Raw genomic sequence first — 18,545 nt, forward strand, 5'->3', positions numbered from 1 at the left:
GTAAATAAATTTTAATTAGGTTTTATATCGATGAATAATCAAGGTAGGAGTATTTTAGCTTGGGCAGCACTTTTTGTTTTTGTAATATTACTTTTTAATGTTTTCCAATCTGACGGTTTACTTGGCGGAAGAAATAATATAACTTTCTCGGATTTTTTAACACGAGTTGATGAAAAGACCGTTAATTCGGTAAAAATTCAAGGTAGAGTAATTGAAGGCACTTCAAATGACGACTCTACTTTTAGCACTTATGCTCCTGATTATCCTGATTTAGTAAATCGTCTTACTAGCAATGATGTTAATATTGAAGTAGTGCCTCTTGAAACAAGAATGAATACCTTTTTAGGCTTTTTAATTTCTTGGTTTCCTATGCTTTTATTAATAGGTGTTTGGGTTTTTTTCATGCGTCAAATGCATGGAGGCGGGAAAGTCATGGGATTTGGAAAATCTAAAGCTAGGTTGCTATCAGATAAAGGACCAAAAATTACCTTTAAAGATGTAGCAGGTATCGATGAAGCAAAAGAGGAATTAACTGAAATAGTAGATTTTTTAAGAGATCCAAGCAAGTTCCAAAAGCTTGGCGGTAAAATACCAAAAGGCTGCTTACTTATAGGTCCTCCTGGAACCGGTAAGACACTTCTTGCTAAAGCAATTGCAGGTGAGGCTAATGTTCCGTTTTTTAGCATATCCGGCTCTGATTTTGTTGAAATGTTTGTAGGGGTCGGTGCAAGCCGTGTGCGTGACATGTTTGAACAGGGTAAACGTAATGCTCCTTGTATTATCTTTATCGATGAAATTGATGCGGTAGGTCGCCATAGAGGTGTCGGTATGGGCGGCGGCAATGATGAACGTGAGCAAACCTTAAACCAAATGTTAGTCGAAATGGACGGATTTGAAGCAAACGAGGGAGTTGTGATCATTGCAGCTACAAACCGTCCTGACGTTCTTGATCGTGCATTACTACGTCCCGGTAGGTTTGATCGTCAAATTGCCGTTGCAAATCCTGATATAAATGGTCGTGAACAAATTCTAAAAGTACATTTAAAGAAAATTAAATATAACACTAGTGTATTAGCACGAATTATTGCTAGAGGTACTCCCGGCTTTTCCGGTGCAGAACTTGCTAATTTAGTTAATGAAGCTGCTCTTATTGCTGCAAGGCTTGGTAAGAAAGAAGTAGATATGCACGACATGGAAGAGGCAAAAGATAAAGTGCTGATGGGAGTCGCACGTCGCTCTATTGTAATGTCGGAGAAAGAAAAAAGGTTGACTGCATATCATGAAGGAGGACATGCATTAGTCGGGCTTTATTGTCCTGCAGCATCGCCTATTCATAAAGCTACGATTATACCGCGTGGTAATGCTCTTGGGATGGTGCAAAGACTTCCTGAAACTGATGAATATTCTCAGAATCGTGAACAGATGGAATCATCTATAGCAGTTTATATGGCGGGAAGAGTAGCGGAGGAAATTATTTTCGGTAGAAATAAAGTTACCTCAGGAGCTTCGTCGGATATAAAAGGTGCAACTAATATTGCAAGAGCGATGGTTACAAAAGCAGGTTTAAGCGATTTAATAGGACCGATATTCCACGGTTCAAGCAGTGATGATATGTATGGTAGACAACCTAATAATGAAACCTCGGAAGCTACTGCAGAGTTAATTGATGCCGAAGTTAAAAGAATTATTACGCAAGGATATGAATTTGCAAAAGATATTTTAACAAAACATATAGATCAACTTCATACCTTAGCTAATGCTTTAATTGAATATGAGACATTGTCCGGTCAGCAAATTAAAAATTTACTTAGCGGTAGAGCTTTAGATTCAGAAGAGGAGAATAAATTTCCTTTTAATGATTCATCTACTATAAAAATAGATAAAGAAAAATCACCTGAGAAAACAAAAACAACTAAAGCTAAAAAAGAAAATTCCGCTTCCTAAGTTTAATAGTATAATTTATGTATAAATTTATAGATTTATTTTGCGGTATCGGTGGTTTTAGAAAAGCCTTGGAAATAAAGGGTCTTGAATGTGTTTTTTCTTCTGATATAGACAAAGACGTACAAGAAGCATATAAAAGAAATTTCGGTGATAAGCCATACGGTAATATTACGGAAATATCAGAAACCAAAATCCCTAAACATGATATTTTATGTGCCGGTTTTCCTTGCCAATCTTTTAGTATTTCAGGTAAGAGGCTTAGCATAGGAGATAATAATGGTAGACTCTTTTATGAAATAATCAGAATAGCACAATATCATAAACCCTATATATTATTACTTGAGAATGTTAAAAATATTCTGAATATTATAATGGCAGCGTAATTGAAACTATAGACCAAAAATTAGATGGGATTGGCTATAAAGTATATAGAAATGTGTTAAATGCTTCATTATTTGGAGTACCGCAAGCAAGAGAAAGAGTTTATTTTGTTTGTTTATGAAAAGATTTTAGCAGTGAATATATACTCAAATATGTAAAACCGAAAGAATCTTATGAAAGGATCTTTCTTAGTGATATTTTAGAAAAGGATGTCGATAAAAGTTTATATATTAATAGAGATGAGGTTGTTTTAGATAAAACACCGGTTGAAAAGCAATTAAAAGCCAGTTAGGATCGGTCAAGTTAATAAAGGCGGTCAAGGTGAAAGGATTTACAGCCCTTTCGGTCATTCAATAACTTTATCGGCTTTTGGTGGCGGTGTCGGTGCTAGAACCGGTCTTCATTATATAAATGATAATATAAGAAGACTATCACTCAATGAATGTAAATATTTAATGGGCTTCTCTCAAGATCATTATGTTGCAGATGGATTAAAGGGTTATAGGCAATTCAGTAATTCCACAAATAATAGCAAATATATATGACTCAATAAGAGCAGTTTAATGGATAATAGCAATGCATATATAGTAAAAATGTAGAAACCCTTTTTAAAAATAGTATCAGTGAACATATTGATATAATAGATAAAATTGGAAATGTTTTTAAAATAGAAGGTAATTGTTCCCATGCTATCAGTACAGGAATATATGCAGAAAAATCTGATGTTAAAATGAGCTTTAGCTGTGGTCATAATATAGATGTTAGTATTAAAGCATATAAGCAGGCAATAGCCTATAATCAACTTACAAGAGTGTCTATAAGTAATTTTTGCAAAACATTTAACTTAAATTGTTTAGATTATCTACAGAACTTGATAATTGACAAATCAAGAAATGTTAAATCGAATTTTATTCCACTTGAAGAACAAGAAAAGGTATTATTAATTTTTTAGCCTATTGCAGAAGAAATGGTTAAATGGTCATTCTCAAATGAAACTGCAAGAGAATTATTAGTTTTATATCAAAGAGAAGAAAAATTAATGCGTATATTATGTAATGAAAGATGTTCTAAAAACTCTAAATTATGATATTATTTTTACAAATAAGGGTAATATTATAATAGGTAATTATATTTGTAATTCAACGAAAAGGCGGTAATGGTTCTTTAAGTAGAACAATCCCTAAAGATTCAATTAGACATCCTGGTAATAACATTCAACTAAAATTAAAAATCAAAGATTTTATTAATGGTATGAAAGATTGTGAATTAGCTAATTATTTTGTATAGTCCTAAAAATAAATTTTAAGAGAGTACTTAAATGGCAGAGTTAAGATTACCGTCAAATTCAGTAGTAAAAAAAGGTAGAGAGCATAAAGAAAACGAGGAAATGCTAAAACCTAGAAAGATAAAAATTTATAGATATGATCCTGACCTCGACGAGAATCCTACTATCGATAGTTTTAAGATAGACTTAAGTAAAACCGGACCAATGGTTTTAGATGCTTTAATTAAAATCAAAAATGAAATCGATTCGACTCTAACATTTAGACGTTCTTGTCGAGAAGGAATTTGCGGTAGTTGTGCAATGAATATTGATGGTACAAATACTTTAGCATGCATAAAACCAATAGAAGATATATCAGGCGATATCAAAATCTATCCGCTTCCTCATATGAAAGTAGTGAAAGACTTAGTACCTGATATGTCGCATTTTTACGCACAATATGAATCGATAGAACCTTGGCTCAAAACCGATAGCCCTACCCCTTCAAACTCTGAAAGGTTACAGTCGATTAAAGACCGAGAAAAGCTTGACGGTTTATATGAGTGTATATTATGTGCTTGCTGTTCTACTTCTTGTCCTAGCTATTGGTGGAACGGTGATAAATATTTAGGTCCTGCGATTTTACTACAAGCATATAGATGGATTGCCGATTCAAGGGATGATCATACCGGTGAACGTCTTGAAGCTTTAGAAGACCCGTTTAAGCTTTATCGTTGCCACACGATTATGAACTGTACTAAAACCTGTCCTAAAGGCTTAAACCCTGCTAAAGCTATCGGTAAAATAAAAAATTTAATTGCAGAACGTCACAGCGTGTAATGAAAAACTTATTTATTATTTACATAGGAGGTTCTTGTAGCGGAGCTTTAATAGAATTGCATGATATTAGATTAGTCATAGCCGAAACTATTGAGGATACTTATGATTACTGAAAAAAAAGTTGGTGGGGTTCTCTAGAAAGTTTGCATTTAGATGCCTGGGGTATACTGAATTGGGCTGATGGATATAGCATTGAAATTGTTGACTTTGAACCTAATAATAATCAAGCCAAGTTATATTTTATTAATTTGGGAGGATATGATAGCAAACAGTTTACAGAGCTTCATAAAAATATTTTTGTTGTAGCAGAAAGTGAACAAGAGGCAAAATCTCGTGCATTACAACATATCACAAATTGGGAATTACCGCATAAAGATTATCAGTTTGATGTGGATAAGATTTTGAATGTTAGCGGCTTCTTGAATAATAAAATAAAACTAACTCCTTGTGCCAAAGAGAGTCCTTTTGAATTTATATGTAAATATGTTCCCATTGGAAAATAATGAATTAATTCGTTATCTGTAATACTTTAAATAATTCTCCCATTTGTTTCGGTGATATTAATCTTTCTACCTGTCTTTCTATTATTTGTGCTTGCTCATCGTTAAGCTTGTCTTGCAATGTTTGCTTGCGTAATAAGATTCCGTTTTCTATTAAAAAATCTCGTTGCGATATTGTATCTATTACGTTTATTTTGCTATTTTTAGCTACTGTTTTTAATGTGTAAAAATCCACATGTGCCGATAAATCGGCTTCTCCAAGATTCTCAAGGATGGGACAATATTTATGATTTTTGACTGCTTGTAATGTTGGATTATATTGATATCTAGTTCTGTTACTCGGAGCTATATCATAGCCGTAATCTATTATTAAGCAGCTGCCGCTTAGTTTTTTTAGATGTTCAGCTATAAATTTTATAATTTCTATCGATTTATAAGATTCTTCAAGTACTGCTCCGTCTTTTGCTTCAATATGAGTATGCAGCAGATATTCTTGTAATTGCTTATTAACGCTTATTTTATCGTATTTAATTCTTCCATCTACCGGTTGCACTATAAATATTCTTTCATACCATAATTCCTTGACTTTAACATATTGTTTTATCGGCATAGCATCAAAGAATTCATTAGCTATTATTATAGTAGGTTTTTTGGGTATATCTTCTACAAATGATCGATGACTAATTGGTAAATTAATATCTTGTAAATTAGCCTTTTGATGAGCAATAAAGTTTTGATTAATTTCTATTAGTTCAATTGATAAAGCTTTATAAAATTTCGGTACTAATTTTGTAGTACGTAGTAAATCACGCATTAATAGACCTCGACCTGGCCCAAGTTCTACTAAACTAAAGCTTTTTGGACAACCGATTCTTTGCCACTCTTTGATACACCATAAGCCGATAACTTCACCGAATAGCTGCGAAATTTCAGGAGCCGTAACAAAATCACCTTCGCTAGCCAACGATTTTACTTGCTTATAATAGGAAGTAGGATTTAAGTTTAACACCTCCTGCATGAGAACATCGCAAGTAATATAGCCGTTTTGATCAATTAATTGTCTTATTTTGGATTTGATTGACATATTAAATAACTTCCTAAAAGTAACATAGGTATAGATAAAATCTGTCCCATAGTTAAGCTATCTAAAATAAACCCAATTTGTATGTCTGGTTCTCTAAATATTTCAATAGCGATTCGGAAAAGAGCGTAAAATATTAAAAATAGTCCTGAGTTTAAACCGCATTTTTTAAGAGTTTTGTGCTTAAATGTTGCATACGCTAAGATACAAAATAATACTAAACCTTCAAAAAAAGCTTCATATAACTGACTAGGATGTCTTGGCATCAAATCACTATTCGGAAAAATCATACCAAAAGAAGAATTTGTAATACGTCCGTATAGTTCGCCGTTAATAAAATTAGCGATTCTACCTAAAAATAATCCGATAGGTACTACAGGGGCTATTATATCCGTGAGGCTTAAAAAATTAACTTTATATTTTCGACAAAACAAATAAGCAGCAATAATCACCCCTAAAGCTCCGCCATGGAAAGACATCCCGCCTTCATAAGTTTTTAAGATATCTATTGGATTTGAAAAATATCTAGAAGGATTATATAATAAAACAAACCCTAGTCTACCCCCGACTATTATGCCTATAACGGCATAAGTAATGAAATCTTCTAGATTTTTTTTGATAATTTGAGGCTTAAATTTTTCTATAATTTTATTTGCATAGAACCAGCCTAGCAAAATTCCTACTACATATGAAAGGGAATACCAAGAGATAGCAAGTGGACCTATAGAGAAAATAATTGGATTGATATTAGGAAATGTCATAGATAAATAAGTTATTTAATTCATTTAACGTCTGAGCTACGGAAAATTACGTAAGTAATTGACGAAGCAATCCAGGTTTTTATTATTTTTATGGATTGCCACAGCCGCTTCGTGGCTTCGCAATGACAGTATCTATATTTGGTTAGCAATACCAAATTCTTTTGAGTTAAAATTATTGATAAAAATAAAATTTTTAGTAATAATAAAAAAGATTTATATTTTATAATAATAATGATAGGTAAAATATGCAATATTTAATGGATCTATATCATACCTCAAGTACTGAGTTAGTATTATTGTTTGTTATGTTAGTATCTCTTATACCGGTGATATTTCTAATTAAAAGATTAATTTTTATTCCTGTAAAAAATTATTTAACTAGACATCATTATGATGATTATGAAAGGATACTAAAAAAATATTCTATATTTCGTTATTTATTACACACTTTATTAGCACTTTACTTTGTATGTTGGGGAAATATTTTCCATCCTACTTCTTTTAAAGCACATGTATTACTGGGAATCAAAGATACTATAGTAATCTTATATACTAGTATATCCATGACGATTTTATTATTAATGCTTATAGATGCTTTTGCAGAGCTGTATCACAATAGGATCAAAGCCGTTACAAAAAATGCACCGCTTAGCTTATATTTTCAAATATTAAAAATTATTGTCATAGTTATTGCAGCAATGGTAACTATTTCATATATATTAAATATTTCGCTTAGTACATTCTTAACAAGCTTAGGTGCAGCCGCAGCTCTTTTAACATTTGTTTTCAAAGATACCGTTTTAGGATTACTTGCAAGCTTGCAACTAACTACTCAAGAAATTATTAATATTGGAGACTGGGTACGTATAGGCGAAATTGAAGGAACAGTTGAAAAAATTACTATTTCCGTAGTAACAATTAGGAATTTTGATCAATCTATTTCTACAGTTCCTACTTACAGCATTTTAAATTCTAACGTAACTAATTATAGAGGAATTAGTGAATCAGGAGCAAGAAGGGTAAAAAGAGTATTTAATATTAATATGGCAACTATTAACTTCTGTGATGCTACTATTTTAAAAGAACTAAAAAAATCTCCTTATATATCAAAGGATGTAATAGATAAAATCACTCTTGATAAAGAAGAGAAAGATTTAACTAATATTAAACTATTCAAATTATATATTCAGGAATATCTAAAAAATAATCCGGCAGTTTATACTGAAGGGTTTACTTTTCTAGTAAGACAGCTTGAACCTACGATTCATGGGTTACCTATAGAAATATATATCTTCGTTAAAGAAGTGAATTTAGTAGGTTATGAAAATATACAGGACAATATTTCTGAACATTTAATTTCTATACTTCCTGAATTTAAATTAAAAATATTTCAGAATGTAGGAGTGGTATAATATATCTGAAGTAAAATAAAAAGTAGTAAAAATAAAAAAATAAATTAAATTTGTATCCAAGATGGAAGTCGCCCTTCATCTTGGATATTCACTACTTTTGAAAGAAAAGAAGCATATATACTACTTGATTATTTTCTCTAAATGCTTTAAAACTTAAAGCTTTAAAAATATGAAAATTTAAGACCTAGGAATGAATAATAATATAATTAATTTAATAGCCACTATTATACTGTCTTTAAGTATAATTTTCGGTTGGCAATATTTTGTTGTAAAACCTGAACAAAAAAAACAGCAACGGCAAATAACAGTGCAGAAAGCAGAAAATTTAAAGAAACAACAGTTAAAAGCTTTAGTCGAACCTGCAACTGATATTGTTGTTCAAGAAGAAAGTCAAGTACAGCGTATTAAAATAGAATCTGAATCACTCACCGGTTCTATTTCATTAAAAGGACTTAGATTTGACGATTTAATATTAAAGAAATATAAACAAGATTTATCTAAAAATAGTCCTGAAGTGAGATTATTTTCACCGGCTAATACAGAAAATGCATATTTTGCTGAAATTGGTTTAGTTAGTAATTTATCTAGTGTAAAACTCCCTAACAACGATACTATATGGAATAGTGATAGTGAAATATTAAGCCCTGAAAAACCCGTTAATTTATTTTGGGTTAATGAAGACGGAGTTAAATTTTTAGTTACTATTACTGTCGATGAAAACTATTTATTTACTATAGAGCAAACCATCGTTAATAATAGTGATAAAGAACTTCCTGTGCAATCTTACGGTTTAATAAACCGTAAATATATTGCCATAGAGAAAGCGGTGAATATATTACATCAAGGACCTATCGGGTGTATAGACGAGAATCTTAAAGAATATTCATATGATGATATTAAAGATAAGAAAAGTGAAAAATTTGCAGCAAGTAAGGTTGACTGGATAGGAATTACCGATAAATATTGGTTATCTTCCTTGATTCCGGATAAATCAAGTAATTACAGCTCGAATTTTAATTATGCTCTTAAGCAAGGGACTGAAAGATATCAGGTAGATTTTATTTCACCGGTACAAATAATAAAGCCTGGCGAAAATTTTTCCATTAAAAGTAGAATTTTTGCAGGAGCAAAAAAAGTAGACTTGTTTGATAAATATGAAAAGCAATATGATATTAAATTATTTGATAGAGCTATTGATTTCGGCTGGTTTTATATAATTACCAAACCGGTTTTCTACGCCATGAATTTTTTCTATGGCTATGTCGGTAATTTCGGTGTTAGTATATTAATTGTTACGGTTATAATTAAGCTATTAATGTTTACTTTAGCCAATAAGTCTTATCGTTCGATGAAAAAAATGAAAAATTTACAGCCGGAAATCGATAGGATAAAAAATTTATACAGTGATGATAAGGCACGTTTAAATCAAGAAATTATGGCTTTATATAAAAAAGAAAAAGTAAATCCGGTAGCGGGTTGTTTGCCTATACTTGTTCAAATCCCGGTATTTTTCTCTATCTATAAAGTATTGTATGTAACTATTGAAATGCGGCAAGCACCGTTTTACGGCTGGATTAAAGACTTATCTGCACCTGATCCTACTACTATTTTTAATTTATTCGGCTTATTACCGTTCTCGCCGCCATCATTTTTAATGATTGGAGCATGGCCTATTTTAATGGCTATTACTATGTTCTTACAGCAAAAAATGAGTCCTGAACCTGTGGATCCGATGCAAGCTCAAGTAATGAAATTTATGCCGCTAATTTTTTTATTTATGTTTAATAATTTTCCTGTGGGACTTTTAATATATTGGTCTTGGAATAATATTCTATCCATAATTCAACAATATTATATTAATAAATTTAATTAATTAATGAGAATAGATAAAAATTTACCTAATTATCTAACTATTGCTCGAATAATGGTAATTCCGGTTATTATACTGGCATTTTATATAAATAATTCACTTGCACGTAAACTTGGGGCATTATTATTTGTTTTAGCTAGTATTACGGATTTTTTTGACGGTTATATTGCAAGGAAATATAATTTAGTTACAAGTTTCGGCAAGATGTTTGATCCTATAGCAGATAAGCTACTAGTAGGTTGCGTTATTATAATGCTACTAAAAAAGGATAACGTAGATGAGATACCTTGCTTATTAATTTTAGCACGAGAATTTTTAGTTAGCGGCCTTCGGGAATTTTTAGCTCTAGTAAAGGTTAGTGTGCCTGTATCGAGACTCGCTAAGGTAAAAACGTTTTTACAAATGTTTGCTTTATCGATATTGATACTAGGCTCAAAAGGTTCAGGAATTATTTATTTAGATATAGTAGGGGAAATAATTTTATGGATTGCCGCTTTTTTAACAATTATTACAGGTTATTCTTATTTTACAGCATGTAAGAAATATTTTTAAATAGGAGAATTTTATGATATATGTAAAATATGTAATTTTAGGGTTTATTATGGTGTCTAGTTTAAATCTTTACGCTGCTAACAATAATATAATTGCCGATAAGAAAGTTGTAAAGGTAGAAGTAAGTAATGAACATTTAAAAACATTAAATGAAGCTTCTACTCTTTTAATTAGTTGTGTAGATTTTAGATTAATAGACGAAACAGATAAATTAATGAAGCAATTAGGATTAGAAGATAATTTTGATAAAGTATCATTGCCCGGTGCATCGCTTGCCCTTGTTAACGACAAATATACTTATTGGGGAAAAACAATAGAAGATACTATCGAGATTTTGCAAGAATTACATAACATCAAACAAATTGTTTTTCTTGATCATAGAGAATGTGGAGCTTATAAAATACTTATAGGTCAGGAACAGCTAAATACCAAGGAAAAAGAAACGGCAGCACATGCAGAAATTTTAAACAAGGCACGTGATATAATAAAAGAAAAATTCCCCCAATTAAAAGTTTATACTTTTTTAATGGGTCTTGATGGTGTAGTGGAGCAGATTTATGAAGTTAAATAAGTTGTTATTGTAAGGTGTTGCTTGTAGAGATACCAAAATCGTCATTGCGAGGAAATTGCCGTAGCAATTGACGAAGCAATCTAGTTAAAAAATGTTAATTTAACATTTTTTTTATTATTTTTTATGGATGCCATACAGTCTACGACTGCTTGCAATGACGATTTTTGAGTTACGCAACAACGCTGATAAAAGTAATTTATTTTGTATCTTTATCCTTATTATCATTAGAATCAACAGTATTATTCTTTGGATCATTTTCTGCCGATAGTTTAGAGATAGATAGTTTTTGTTTATATTTTTGTTGCTCTGCTAAAAAATTTTGAGCCTCTTTGGAAAGGCTGTTATATAGTTCACGTTTCTTCTTATTAATATCGACTATTTCTACTCTATATTTTTGTATTTCCTCCCGTACTTCCGGTTTTATAGTACCGGCGTAAGCAGAAAAATCATCTATAATTTTTTGTGTTGTAACATCGTTAGTTTTTGCTGCATCTTTTTTTGAGCCGTCAGAAGTTGTACTATTGGCAAAGCAGCTTGTACTAAGTAAAATAGCTATTCCAAATATTATTTTTTTTATCATATAAACCTTATTCTTAATAAGTGGCATTGTTGCGTGGATCGTTTTATGTCATTCCCGCTTCCGCGGGAATCCAGTAAAACATATAAAAAACAAGTTTTTTATATGTTTATTTTGTCAAGTATGTAACTTTTGTGTCAATATTGAAGTTATTTTTCTGACTCCCCGCCTATGGGTCTTGTTGTATGGCTCGAAAAAGCGTTCGATGTCATTCCGTTGATCGCAGGAATCCAGTTTTTTTAAGCAAATTACATACATTTCTATATAATTTTCTTTGTTTTTATCATTTTTTTACTGGATTCCTGCGATCAACGGAATGACATAAGAGATCATGCAACAACTCCTATGGCGGCTCGCAATGACGACTTCGGTATCTACGCAAGAACTTCTTAACAAGTAGATCATGTTTAAGTCTAATAGTCAATTAAAAGATATAATAGAAATTATTTGTATTTTATTATTGGGTGAGTATAAATATACTAACAGTTGGGAACAATATATAAAATTATGAAAAATATACAATATAATAATAATAATGCTCAAGAGTTTTATAACAGAATAATCAATGCAGATTTATCTGATAACTATAAAGCATTTACTAGCTATTTACCTGAAAAAGCTCATATTTTAGATGCCGGTTGCGGAGTTGGTCGTAATACAAAATATTTTTTAAGTCAAGGCTATCAAGTTACCGCTTTTGACGGTTCAACCGAAATGGTTAAATTAGCCTCAAAAGAAACTGGAACTAATGTAAGGCAATTAACTTTTCAAGATATTGATTTTGATGAGTTGTGTGATGGAGTTTGGACTCAAGCAACTCTCCTTCATGTACCTTATAATGAAACAACCAATGTTTATAAAAAAATTCACGCTGCATTAAAGCCAGAGGGAATTTTTTATGCTTCTTACGGATATGGTTCAGATATTATACAAAGTGATGATCGCGATTTTTACAATATGAATGAAGATACAATAAAACCTTATTTTAACGGGCTTTTGGAGATAGTGAAAATATGGACGGAAAAGAGTAAGAGATTCTCTCCAAGTAAAGAGGCATTATGGTTAAATTTTATTGTGAAAAAAAGTAAAACAATATGATCAGATTAGTTTACTTATTTCTTGCTTTAATAATCAGTTTTAAAATATACGCAAAGGAATATAAAGGCTTAACCTATAATCGTTATGAAAAAGATAAGCATGTTATTCATGTGTTAACTATTGATCCTAAGAATTTTAGGCTAAAACTAGTTAAAGCACATAATCAGGTTATAGGTAGAGAAACAGTAGACGCTATGGCATCACGCACTAATGCTATAGCTACTATTAATACCGGATTCTTTGAAATCGCCGGTAGCGATGATGGCAGACCAAGTCTTACTTTAATGATTGACGGCAAGCTATTTAGTCTTAGAAAACAACTACAAAGCTTGTTAATTATAGATCAGGGCAATATTCAAATTACCAAGGCTAGTGCAAAAATTTCAGTAGAAATAGGTGATAAATCTATTGTTCCAAATCAAGTTAATTATTTTTCAAATTCAAAAGATGTTACTTTCTATAATGCTGTTTGGACGTCTACTACATTAACGCCATATACTAACAAAGAAATTTTGATTGATCAGAATAGACCTCTTCGGAAACTCGCTTATAGAGAGGAATTTGAAGGAGACACGGAACGCAGAACCGCAGCGTACTCAAATGTGCGTGAGGATTCGAGTACTGGATCGACGTACAAATTACCTCTAGAAGTAAAGTTTCCGAAGAGGTCTAATTTTATGTTACGGAAATAAGCGGACATGGTGATAATCAAATTCCACAAAAAGGCTTTATATTGTCCTTTCCATAAGAAATAAGTTTACCGATAGTAAAAAAATAGGGGAGAATGTAAAGCTAAATTTAGAATTTATCGATAAAGACGGTAAGCCTATAAATTTAAGCAAAACCACTTCAGTAGTAACCGGTATTCCTTTGTTGGTCCAAAACGGTAAAAATGTTATAGATAATCCAAAGCAAAATGATCCGGCTCATGCTCGTACGGCTCTAGGAGTGCGTAATGACGGTACTATAGTTATAGCTGTAGCCGAACATATTTATAAGCAACATGTAAAAGACCTTAAACTTACACAAGTGAGATCAATTCTACGAAAAGAAAAAGGTATAACTTTTGAAAAATTAACAATTCCCGAAGCTTTAAAAATTCTAGAAAAACATCTTGTTAATGATACAGTGATAGGGTTAACTAAAGCAGAGCTTGCAGAATAGCTAAGCCTTGGATGTGAATCGGCAATCAATTTAGATGGCGGTAGCTCTTCTACGTTATTTATGGACGGAAAAATTATAAATAATGTTACAGGCCGATGAAGATGAAGCTTTAGGCGAACATACGGTACGTCCTGTATCCGATGCAATAGGTTATTATACCAAATAATATAAAGTAAATTTACGCTGCCTTAGCATGGAACAATGTCATTCCTGCTTTCGCAGGAATCCAGTAACTAAAAGATACAAATATATTTAATTTTTCATATTAAAAACTCAAATAAATTCGCTTTTTTCTGGATTCCCGCTTTTGCGGGAAGGCATTGTTGCGTGGATCGATTTTCCGTTGTCATCCCCCGCGACTTGATCACGGAATCCAGCTTAAAATACTAATAATATTAGTATTTTAAATTGTTTTTATGGACCCCGTGGTCAAGCCACGGGGTGACACAGTGGATTTTACCGGTCCACGCAACAATGCCACGCAGGAATGACATAAAACGCATTTTTCGATCCACGCAACAATGCAGATATTTATTTTTATATGTTTATTTTGTTAAACATGTAGTGTGGGTAACAGTGCTGAAGTTATTTTTTCTGGACCCCGTGGTCAAGCGAACTAGGTGATAGTGAAAAATCTGTGAACGCTAACCTTGCTTCATTGCTTTTTTACGTTTTTCTAAATATTCTTCTTTACTCATGATTTTTTCGGGAGCTACATAATCTAAAAATACTTTTCCGTTTAGATGATCAATTTCATGCTGAATAACTCTTGTTAAAAATCCTTCTGTGATACCTTGAATTTGATTTCCATTTATATCATATGCGTGATAGTGAATTTTCTTATATCTTGCTACTGGTCCTGTAGCATTTTCAACAGGAAAACACCCTTCGTAATCTTGATGTTTATCAATACCTATCGGTTTATATGAGGGGTTAATCCATATAGTTTTAGGCATTGTATCCGTGTAAGATCAGGACGCCATTTTTTTAACTCTTCATTTTCATGTACTGCAAATATTATTATACATTTTGATATGCCTATTTGTGGTGCAGCAAGCCCTGCACAATTTTCTTCTTGATCATATTTCTTTTATGCATCTCAGAGTCAATATATTTTATTTAATTTCCTTTGAGGAAAAATCAATGGGTTTGACTTTTCTAACATATTCTAGTATAATATTTATCTTCAAAATAAATAGAAAAATTTAATTTATGAGTACTATGAAAAGTGATAATTATCTCTCGGAACTAAGAAAGGTAATTTGGCCTATAGAAAGATATGAAAATAAGAAGTTTCTTCCTATGGCGTTTATGATGTTCTGTATTTTATTAAACTACTCAACGCTTCGTTCAATTAAAGACGGGTTTGTAGTAACGGATATAGGGGCAGAAGCAATAAGTTTCTTAAAAACATATATAGTACTACCTTCTGCCGTAATCGCTATGGTAATTTATGTTAAGCTCTGCGATATTTTAAAGCAAGAAAACGTGTTTTATGTTATTACTTCATTTTTCTTAGGGTATTTTGCATTATTTGCATTTGTTCTTTACCCCTACCCTGATTTAGTTCATCCTGATCCTGAAACCATAGAATCTTTAAGTTTAGCTTACCCTAATTTCAAATGGTTTATAAGAATAGTTGGGAAATGGAGTTTTGCATCTTTTTATACTATGGCAGAGCTTTGGGGAACAATGATGCTTAGTTTATTATTTTGGCAATTTGCTAACCAAATTACTAAAACCGATGAAGCTAAACGTTTTTACTCAATGTTTGGTTTACTTGCTAATTTAGCATTGCCTGTAACATCCGTGATTATTGGATATTTCTTGCATGAAAAAACTCAAATAGTTGCAGAACATCTAAAATTTGTGCCTTTATTTGTTATAATGATAACAAGTAGCTTTTTGGTAATATTAACATATAGATGGATGAATAAAAACGTTCTAACTGATCCTAGACTTTATGACCCGGCATTAGTAAAAGAAAAGAAAGCTAAAGCCAAAATGTCATTAATAGACAGTTTTAAAATGATCTTTACTTCTAAGTATGTAGGTTATATTGCATTGTTACTTATTGCTTATGGTGTTTCAGTAAATTTAGTTGAAGGTGTTTGGAAATCCAAAGTAAAAGAATTATATCCGACGAAAGAGGCTTATACTATATATATGGGTAAGTTCCAATTTTATCAGGGTTGGGTTGCAATTGCTTTCATGCTTATAGGTAGTAATATTTTAAGAAAAGTATCATGGCTAACTGCAGCTATGATAACTCCATTAATGATGTTAATTACCGGTGCAGCATTTTTTGCATTTATCTTTTTTGATAGTGTTATTGCTATGCATTTAACAGGCATTCTTGCTTCAGGTCCTTTAGCACTTGCTGTTATGATCGGTATGATTCAAAATGTTTTAAGTAAAGGTGTAAAATATTCTTTATTTGATGCCACTAAAAATATGGCATATATCCCGCTTGATAAGGATTTACGAGTAAAAGGACAAGCTGCTGTTGAAGTTATCGGAGGAAGATTCGGTAAATCAAGCGGTGCTATTATTCAATCTACATTCTTTATTTTATTTCCTGCATTTGGTTTTGTAGAGGCAACTCCTTATTTTGCTTCTATATTCTTTGTAATAGTAATATTATGGATATATGCTGTTAAAGGTTTAAATAAAGAGTATCAAGTTTTGGTAAATAAAACCGAAAAATAGAATTTATTAAAATTTAATATTATAAAAAAAGCAAGCTTCTAAGAAACTTGCTTTTTTTATAGTCGGAGAGTTTATAATATGACAAATACAAAACCCAAAATTAAAACTCCAAGATCGCCATATGTAAAAAAATATAATAGTTGGCGAATAAGGATTTTGTATTCTATTATTATAGGTTATGCGACTTTTTATTTTTGTCGTCAGAATTTTAATATAGCAACTCCTGCTATAAGAGAATATTTTGGGGTTACTAAAACACAAATTGGTTGGATATTAACTGCTTCATCTATTATGTATGGAGTTAGTAAAGCTTGTAACGGGTTTATTAGCGATAAAGTTAATGCTCGGATATTTATGGTTTTGGGTCTTTTATTTGTCGGGATCATTACTATTCTAATAGGTTTTTCAGATTCTTTATGGCTTATAGGAATTTTATGGATAGCCAGTAATTGGTTTCAATCTATGGGTTGGCCTCCTGCAACAAAAATGCTTACTCACTGGTTCGCTTCAAAAGAACTTGGAACTAAATGGGCTATGGGTGCAACTTCTAATCAAATAGGTGGTGCCCTTGCTATGATAAGTTGCGGTTATTTAATCGATAAATTTGATTGGAGAGCTGCTTTTTTCGTTCCCGGTGTAGTTGCTTGTATAGTATCGCTTTTTTTATATAATAGGCTGCGTAATTCTCCAAAAGAAGTAGGTTTATCTACCGTAGAGGAATATAAAGAATATCCGCCTGAAGCTATAGGAGATTATGAGAAGCTATTAACTCCCCAATTACTTAAAATGGTCTTTTGTAATAAGCTAATATGGTATGTTTGTTTAGCAAACATGTTTGTTTATATAATACGTTCCGGAGTAATTTATTGGGCTCCAACATTTTTAAAAGATTTACGTAATATAAGTCTTGCAAATGCAGGCTTACAAATCGGTTTATATGAAATGATAGGTATCCCAGGGGCATTAATAGCAGGTGTTTTATCTGATAAACTATTTCAAGGTCGTCGAGGTCCTGTTGCATCCATATGTATGGTATTGCTTAGCTTATTATTAGTCTTATTTTGGAAAATTCCTATTCAAAGTGAATTATTAAGTATAGTAATTCTTTCTTTAATAGGCTTTTTTGTATCCGGTCCTCAACTACTTGTAGGTATAGCAGCTGCTGATTTCAGTACCCGTCAAGCTGTCGGTACGGCTAATGGATTATCAGGGTTATTTGGTTATTTAGGAGCGGCTATTGCGGGAGTCGGCGTAGGATGGATTAGCGATAATTACGGTTGGAATGGGGTATTTATATTTTTCAGTATTTCTGCTCTTTTAGGGGGAGGATTATTCGCTTTAACATGGAATCGTTCAGCTAAAAAATAAATTTAATAATTATATAAAGGTTACAAAATGACAATACAATATACTTTTTCAATGATTAAGCCTGATGCTATCAAGAGGAATAAAATAGGACAAGTTAATACTTATTTGGAAAATGCAGGCTTAAAGATAGTAGCTCAGAAAATGAAATTTTTAACTAAATATGAAGCTGAATGTTTTTATGATGAGCATAGAGCAAGACCGTTTTTTAATAGCTTAGTTGAATATATTACTTCAGGAGCAGTAGTACTTCAAGTTCTTAAGGGAGAAGATGCTATAACTTTAAACCGCACCGTTATGGGTGCAACTAATCCTGCTGAAGCTGAAGCAGGAACTATTAGAAAAGATTTAGGCGAATCAATTGAGGCTAATAGTATTCATGGTTCAGATAGTGAAAATAGTGCAAAAAGAGAAATCGAATTTTTCTTTAACAAATCTGAAATTATAGAATAATTA

The 18,545-nt window shown here is 31.8% G+C and carries 21 protein-coding genes and 1 pseudogene; 18 read left to right on the forward strand and 4 right to left on the reverse strand.

Annotated elements, in window-relative coordinates; translation table 11 throughout:
• Positions 1 to 30: 30 nt before the first annotated feature.
• From ftsH to AB1146_RS03130, 7 genes are all read left to right on the forward strand, one after another.
• On the forward strand, positions 31 to 1,944 hold the full coding sequence (gene ftsH / locus AB1146_RS03100; protein ID WP_010420608.1) for an ATP-dependent zinc metalloprotease FtsH: 1,914 nt from the start codon (positions 31 to 33) through the stop codon (positions 1,942 to 1,944).
• 17 nt (positions 1,945 to 1,961) lie between these two features.
• Positions 1,962 to 2,327: a DNA cytosine methyltransferase gene (locus tag AB1146_RS03105; RefSeq protein WP_010420606.1), complete on the forward strand. Its 366-nt coding sequence runs from the start codon at positions 1,962 to 1,964 to the stop codon at positions 2,325 to 2,327.
• A 29-nt stretch (positions 2,328 to 2,356) separates the two neighbouring features.
• On the forward strand, positions 2,357 to 2,446 hold the full coding sequence (locus AB1146_RS03110; RefSeq protein WP_269572130.1) for a DNA cytosine methyltransferase: 90 nt from the start codon (positions 2,357 to 2,359) through the stop codon (positions 2,444 to 2,446).
• Between the two features lie 609 nt (positions 2,447 to 3,055).
• Entirely contained in the window at positions 3,056 to 3,277 is a 222-nt protein-coding gene (locus AB1146_RS03115) for a hypothetical protein (protein WP_010420603.1), read from the forward strand.
• 366 nt (positions 3,278 to 3,643) lie between these two features.
• Positions 3,644 to 4,429, forward strand: coding sequence for a succinate dehydrogenase iron-sulfur subunit (locus tag AB1146_RS03120; protein ID WP_010420601.1), 786 nt, complete (start codon positions 3,644 to 3,646; stop codon positions 4,427 to 4,429).
• Complete coding sequence (locus AB1146_RS03125; RefSeq protein WP_010420599.1) at positions 4,429 to 4,542, forward strand: DUF1543 domain-containing protein; 114 nt, start codon at positions 4,429 to 4,431, stop codon at positions 4,540 to 4,542. Before AB1146_RS03120 ends, AB1146_RS03125 begins: the two co-directional genes overlap by 1 nt.
• A gap of 30 nt (positions 4,543 to 4,572) precedes the next feature.
• Positions 4,573 to 4,932, forward strand: coding sequence for a hypothetical protein (locus AB1146_RS03130; protein WP_355404271.1), 360 nt, complete (start codon positions 4,573 to 4,575; stop codon positions 4,930 to 4,932).
• A 4-nt stretch (positions 4,933 to 4,936) separates the two neighbouring features.
• Here AB1146_RS03130 and AB1146_RS03135 read toward each other — a convergent pair whose 3' ends face one another.
• Together AB1146_RS03135 and lgt are read right to left on the reverse strand one after the other, a co-directional pair.
• Entirely contained in the window at positions 4,937 to 6,013 is a 1,077-nt protein-coding gene (locus tag AB1146_RS03135; RefSeq protein ID WP_010420595.1) for a class I SAM-dependent methyltransferase, read from the reverse strand.
• A complete protein-coding gene (gene lgt, locus AB1146_RS03140) occupies positions 5,992 to 6,771 on the reverse strand; it encodes a prolipoprotein diacylglyceryl transferase (RefSeq protein ID WP_010420593.1) in 780 nt (259 codons plus the stop codon). Before lgt ends, AB1146_RS03135 begins: the two co-directional genes overlap by 22 nt.
• A 245-nt stretch (positions 6,772 to 7,016) precedes the next feature.
• Between lgt and AB1146_RS03145 the strand changes: the two genes are divergently transcribed.
• The 4 genes from AB1146_RS03145 to AB1146_RS03160 all read left to right on the forward strand — a co-directional run bounded on the left by AB1146_RS03145 (position 7,017) and on the right by AB1146_RS03160 (position 11,176).
• Positions 7,017 to 8,183 carry a mechanosensitive ion channel family protein gene (locus AB1146_RS03145; RefSeq protein WP_010420591.1) on the forward strand — a complete coding sequence of 389 codons (1,167 nt, stop codon included), beginning with the start codon at positions 7,017 to 7,019 and terminating at the stop codon, positions 8,181 to 8,183.
• A gap of 190 nt (positions 8,184 to 8,373) precedes the next feature.
• Positions 8,374 to 10,056, forward strand: a complete 1,683-nt coding sequence (gene yidC, locus AB1146_RS03150; protein WP_010420589.1) for a membrane protein insertase YidC — start codon at positions 8,374 to 8,376, stop codon at positions 10,054 to 10,056.
• A 3-nt stretch (positions 10,057 to 10,059) separates the two neighbouring features.
• Positions 10,060 to 10,605 (forward strand): CDP-diacylglycerol--glycerol-3-phosphate 3-phosphatidyltransferase, encoded by a 546-nt coding sequence (gene pgsA / locus AB1146_RS03155; RefSeq protein WP_010420581.1) that lies wholly within the window; start codon positions 10,060 to 10,062, stop codon positions 10,603 to 10,605.
• Positions 10,606 to 10,618: 13 nt separating this feature from the next.
• Positions 10,619 to 11,176, forward strand: coding sequence for a carbonic anhydrase (locus AB1146_RS03160; RefSeq protein WP_029374717.1), 558 nt, complete (start codon positions 10,619 to 10,621; stop codon positions 11,174 to 11,176).
• A 196-nt stretch (positions 11,177 to 11,372) separates the two neighbouring features.
• On the opposite strand, the gene AB1146_RS03165 is transcribed toward AB1146_RS03160, so the two are convergent.
• On the reverse strand, positions 11,373 to 11,756 hold the full coding sequence (locus tag AB1146_RS03165) for a hypothetical protein (RefSeq protein WP_010420569.1): 384 nt from the start codon (positions 11,754 to 11,756) through the stop codon (positions 11,373 to 11,375).
• Positions 11,757 to 12,260: 504 nt separating this feature from the next.
• Here AB1146_RS03165 and AB1146_RS03170 point away from each other — a divergent pair.
• The 4 genes from AB1146_RS03170 (at position 12,261) to AB1146_RS08505 (ending at position 14,114) form a co-directional block, all read left to right on the forward strand.
• The gene (locus tag AB1146_RS03170; RefSeq protein WP_010420568.1) at positions 12,261 to 12,851 is read left to right on the forward strand and encodes a class I SAM-dependent methyltransferase; all 591 of its coding nucleotides are present in this window, start codon (positions 12,261 to 12,263) and stop codon (positions 12,849 to 12,851) included.
• Complete coding sequence (locus AB1146_RS03175; protein ID WP_051125484.1) at positions 12,848 to 13,543, forward strand: palindromic element RPE1 domain-containing protein; 696 nt, start codon at positions 12,848 to 12,850, stop codon at positions 13,541 to 13,543. The genes AB1146_RS03170 and AB1146_RS03175 overlap by 4 nt, the downstream gene beginning before the upstream one ends.
• A gap of 181 nt (positions 13,544 to 13,724) precedes the next feature.
• Entirely contained in the window at positions 13,725 to 14,015 is a 291-nt protein-coding gene (locus tag AB1146_RS03180; RefSeq protein ID WP_332252569.1) for a phosphodiester glycosidase family protein, read from the forward strand.
• 24 nt (positions 14,016 to 14,039) lie between these two features.
• Positions 14,040 to 14,114 carry a hypothetical protein gene (locus AB1146_RS08505; protein WP_410525671.1) on the forward strand — a complete coding sequence of 25 codons (75 nt, stop codon included), beginning with the start codon at positions 14,040 to 14,042 and terminating at the stop codon, positions 14,112 to 14,114.
• A 545-nt stretch (positions 14,115 to 14,659) separates the two neighbouring features.
• Here the strand turns inward: AB1146_RS08505 and AB1146_RS03185 are convergent.
• A pseudogene (locus AB1146_RS03185) lies at positions 14,660 to 15,105 on the reverse strand (peptide deformylase); the annotation flags it as partial.
• Positions 15,106 to 15,227: 122 nt separating this feature from the next.
• Between AB1146_RS03185 and tlc1 the strand changes: the two are divergent.
• The 3 genes from tlc1 to ndk all read left to right on the forward strand — a co-directional run bounded on the left by tlc1 (position 15,228) and on the right by ndk (position 18,542).
• Positions 15,228 to 16,724, forward strand: a complete 1,497-nt coding sequence (gene tlc1 / locus AB1146_RS03190) for an ATP/ADP exchange transporter Tlc1 (protein ID WP_010420545.1) — start codon at positions 15,228 to 15,230, stop codon at positions 16,722 to 16,724.
• Between the two features lie 78 nt (positions 16,725 to 16,802).
• Positions 16,803 to 18,092, forward strand: a complete 1,290-nt coding sequence (locus tag AB1146_RS03195) for an MFS transporter (protein WP_010420534.1) — start codon at positions 16,803 to 16,805, stop codon at positions 18,090 to 18,092.
• Between the two features lie 27 nt (positions 18,093 to 18,119).
• On the forward strand, positions 18,120 to 18,542 hold the full coding sequence (gene ndk / locus AB1146_RS03200) for a nucleoside-diphosphate kinase (RefSeq protein ID WP_010420526.1): 423 nt from the start codon (positions 18,120 to 18,122) through the stop codon (positions 18,540 to 18,542).
• The last annotated feature ends 3 nt before the right edge of the window (positions 18,543 to 18,545 follow it).

The sequence above is a fragment of the Rickettsia helvetica genome (assembly GCF_963970025.1).
Classification (GTDB): domain Bacteria; phylum Pseudomonadota; class Alphaproteobacteria; order Rickettsiales; family Rickettsiaceae; genus Rickettsia; species Rickettsia helvetica.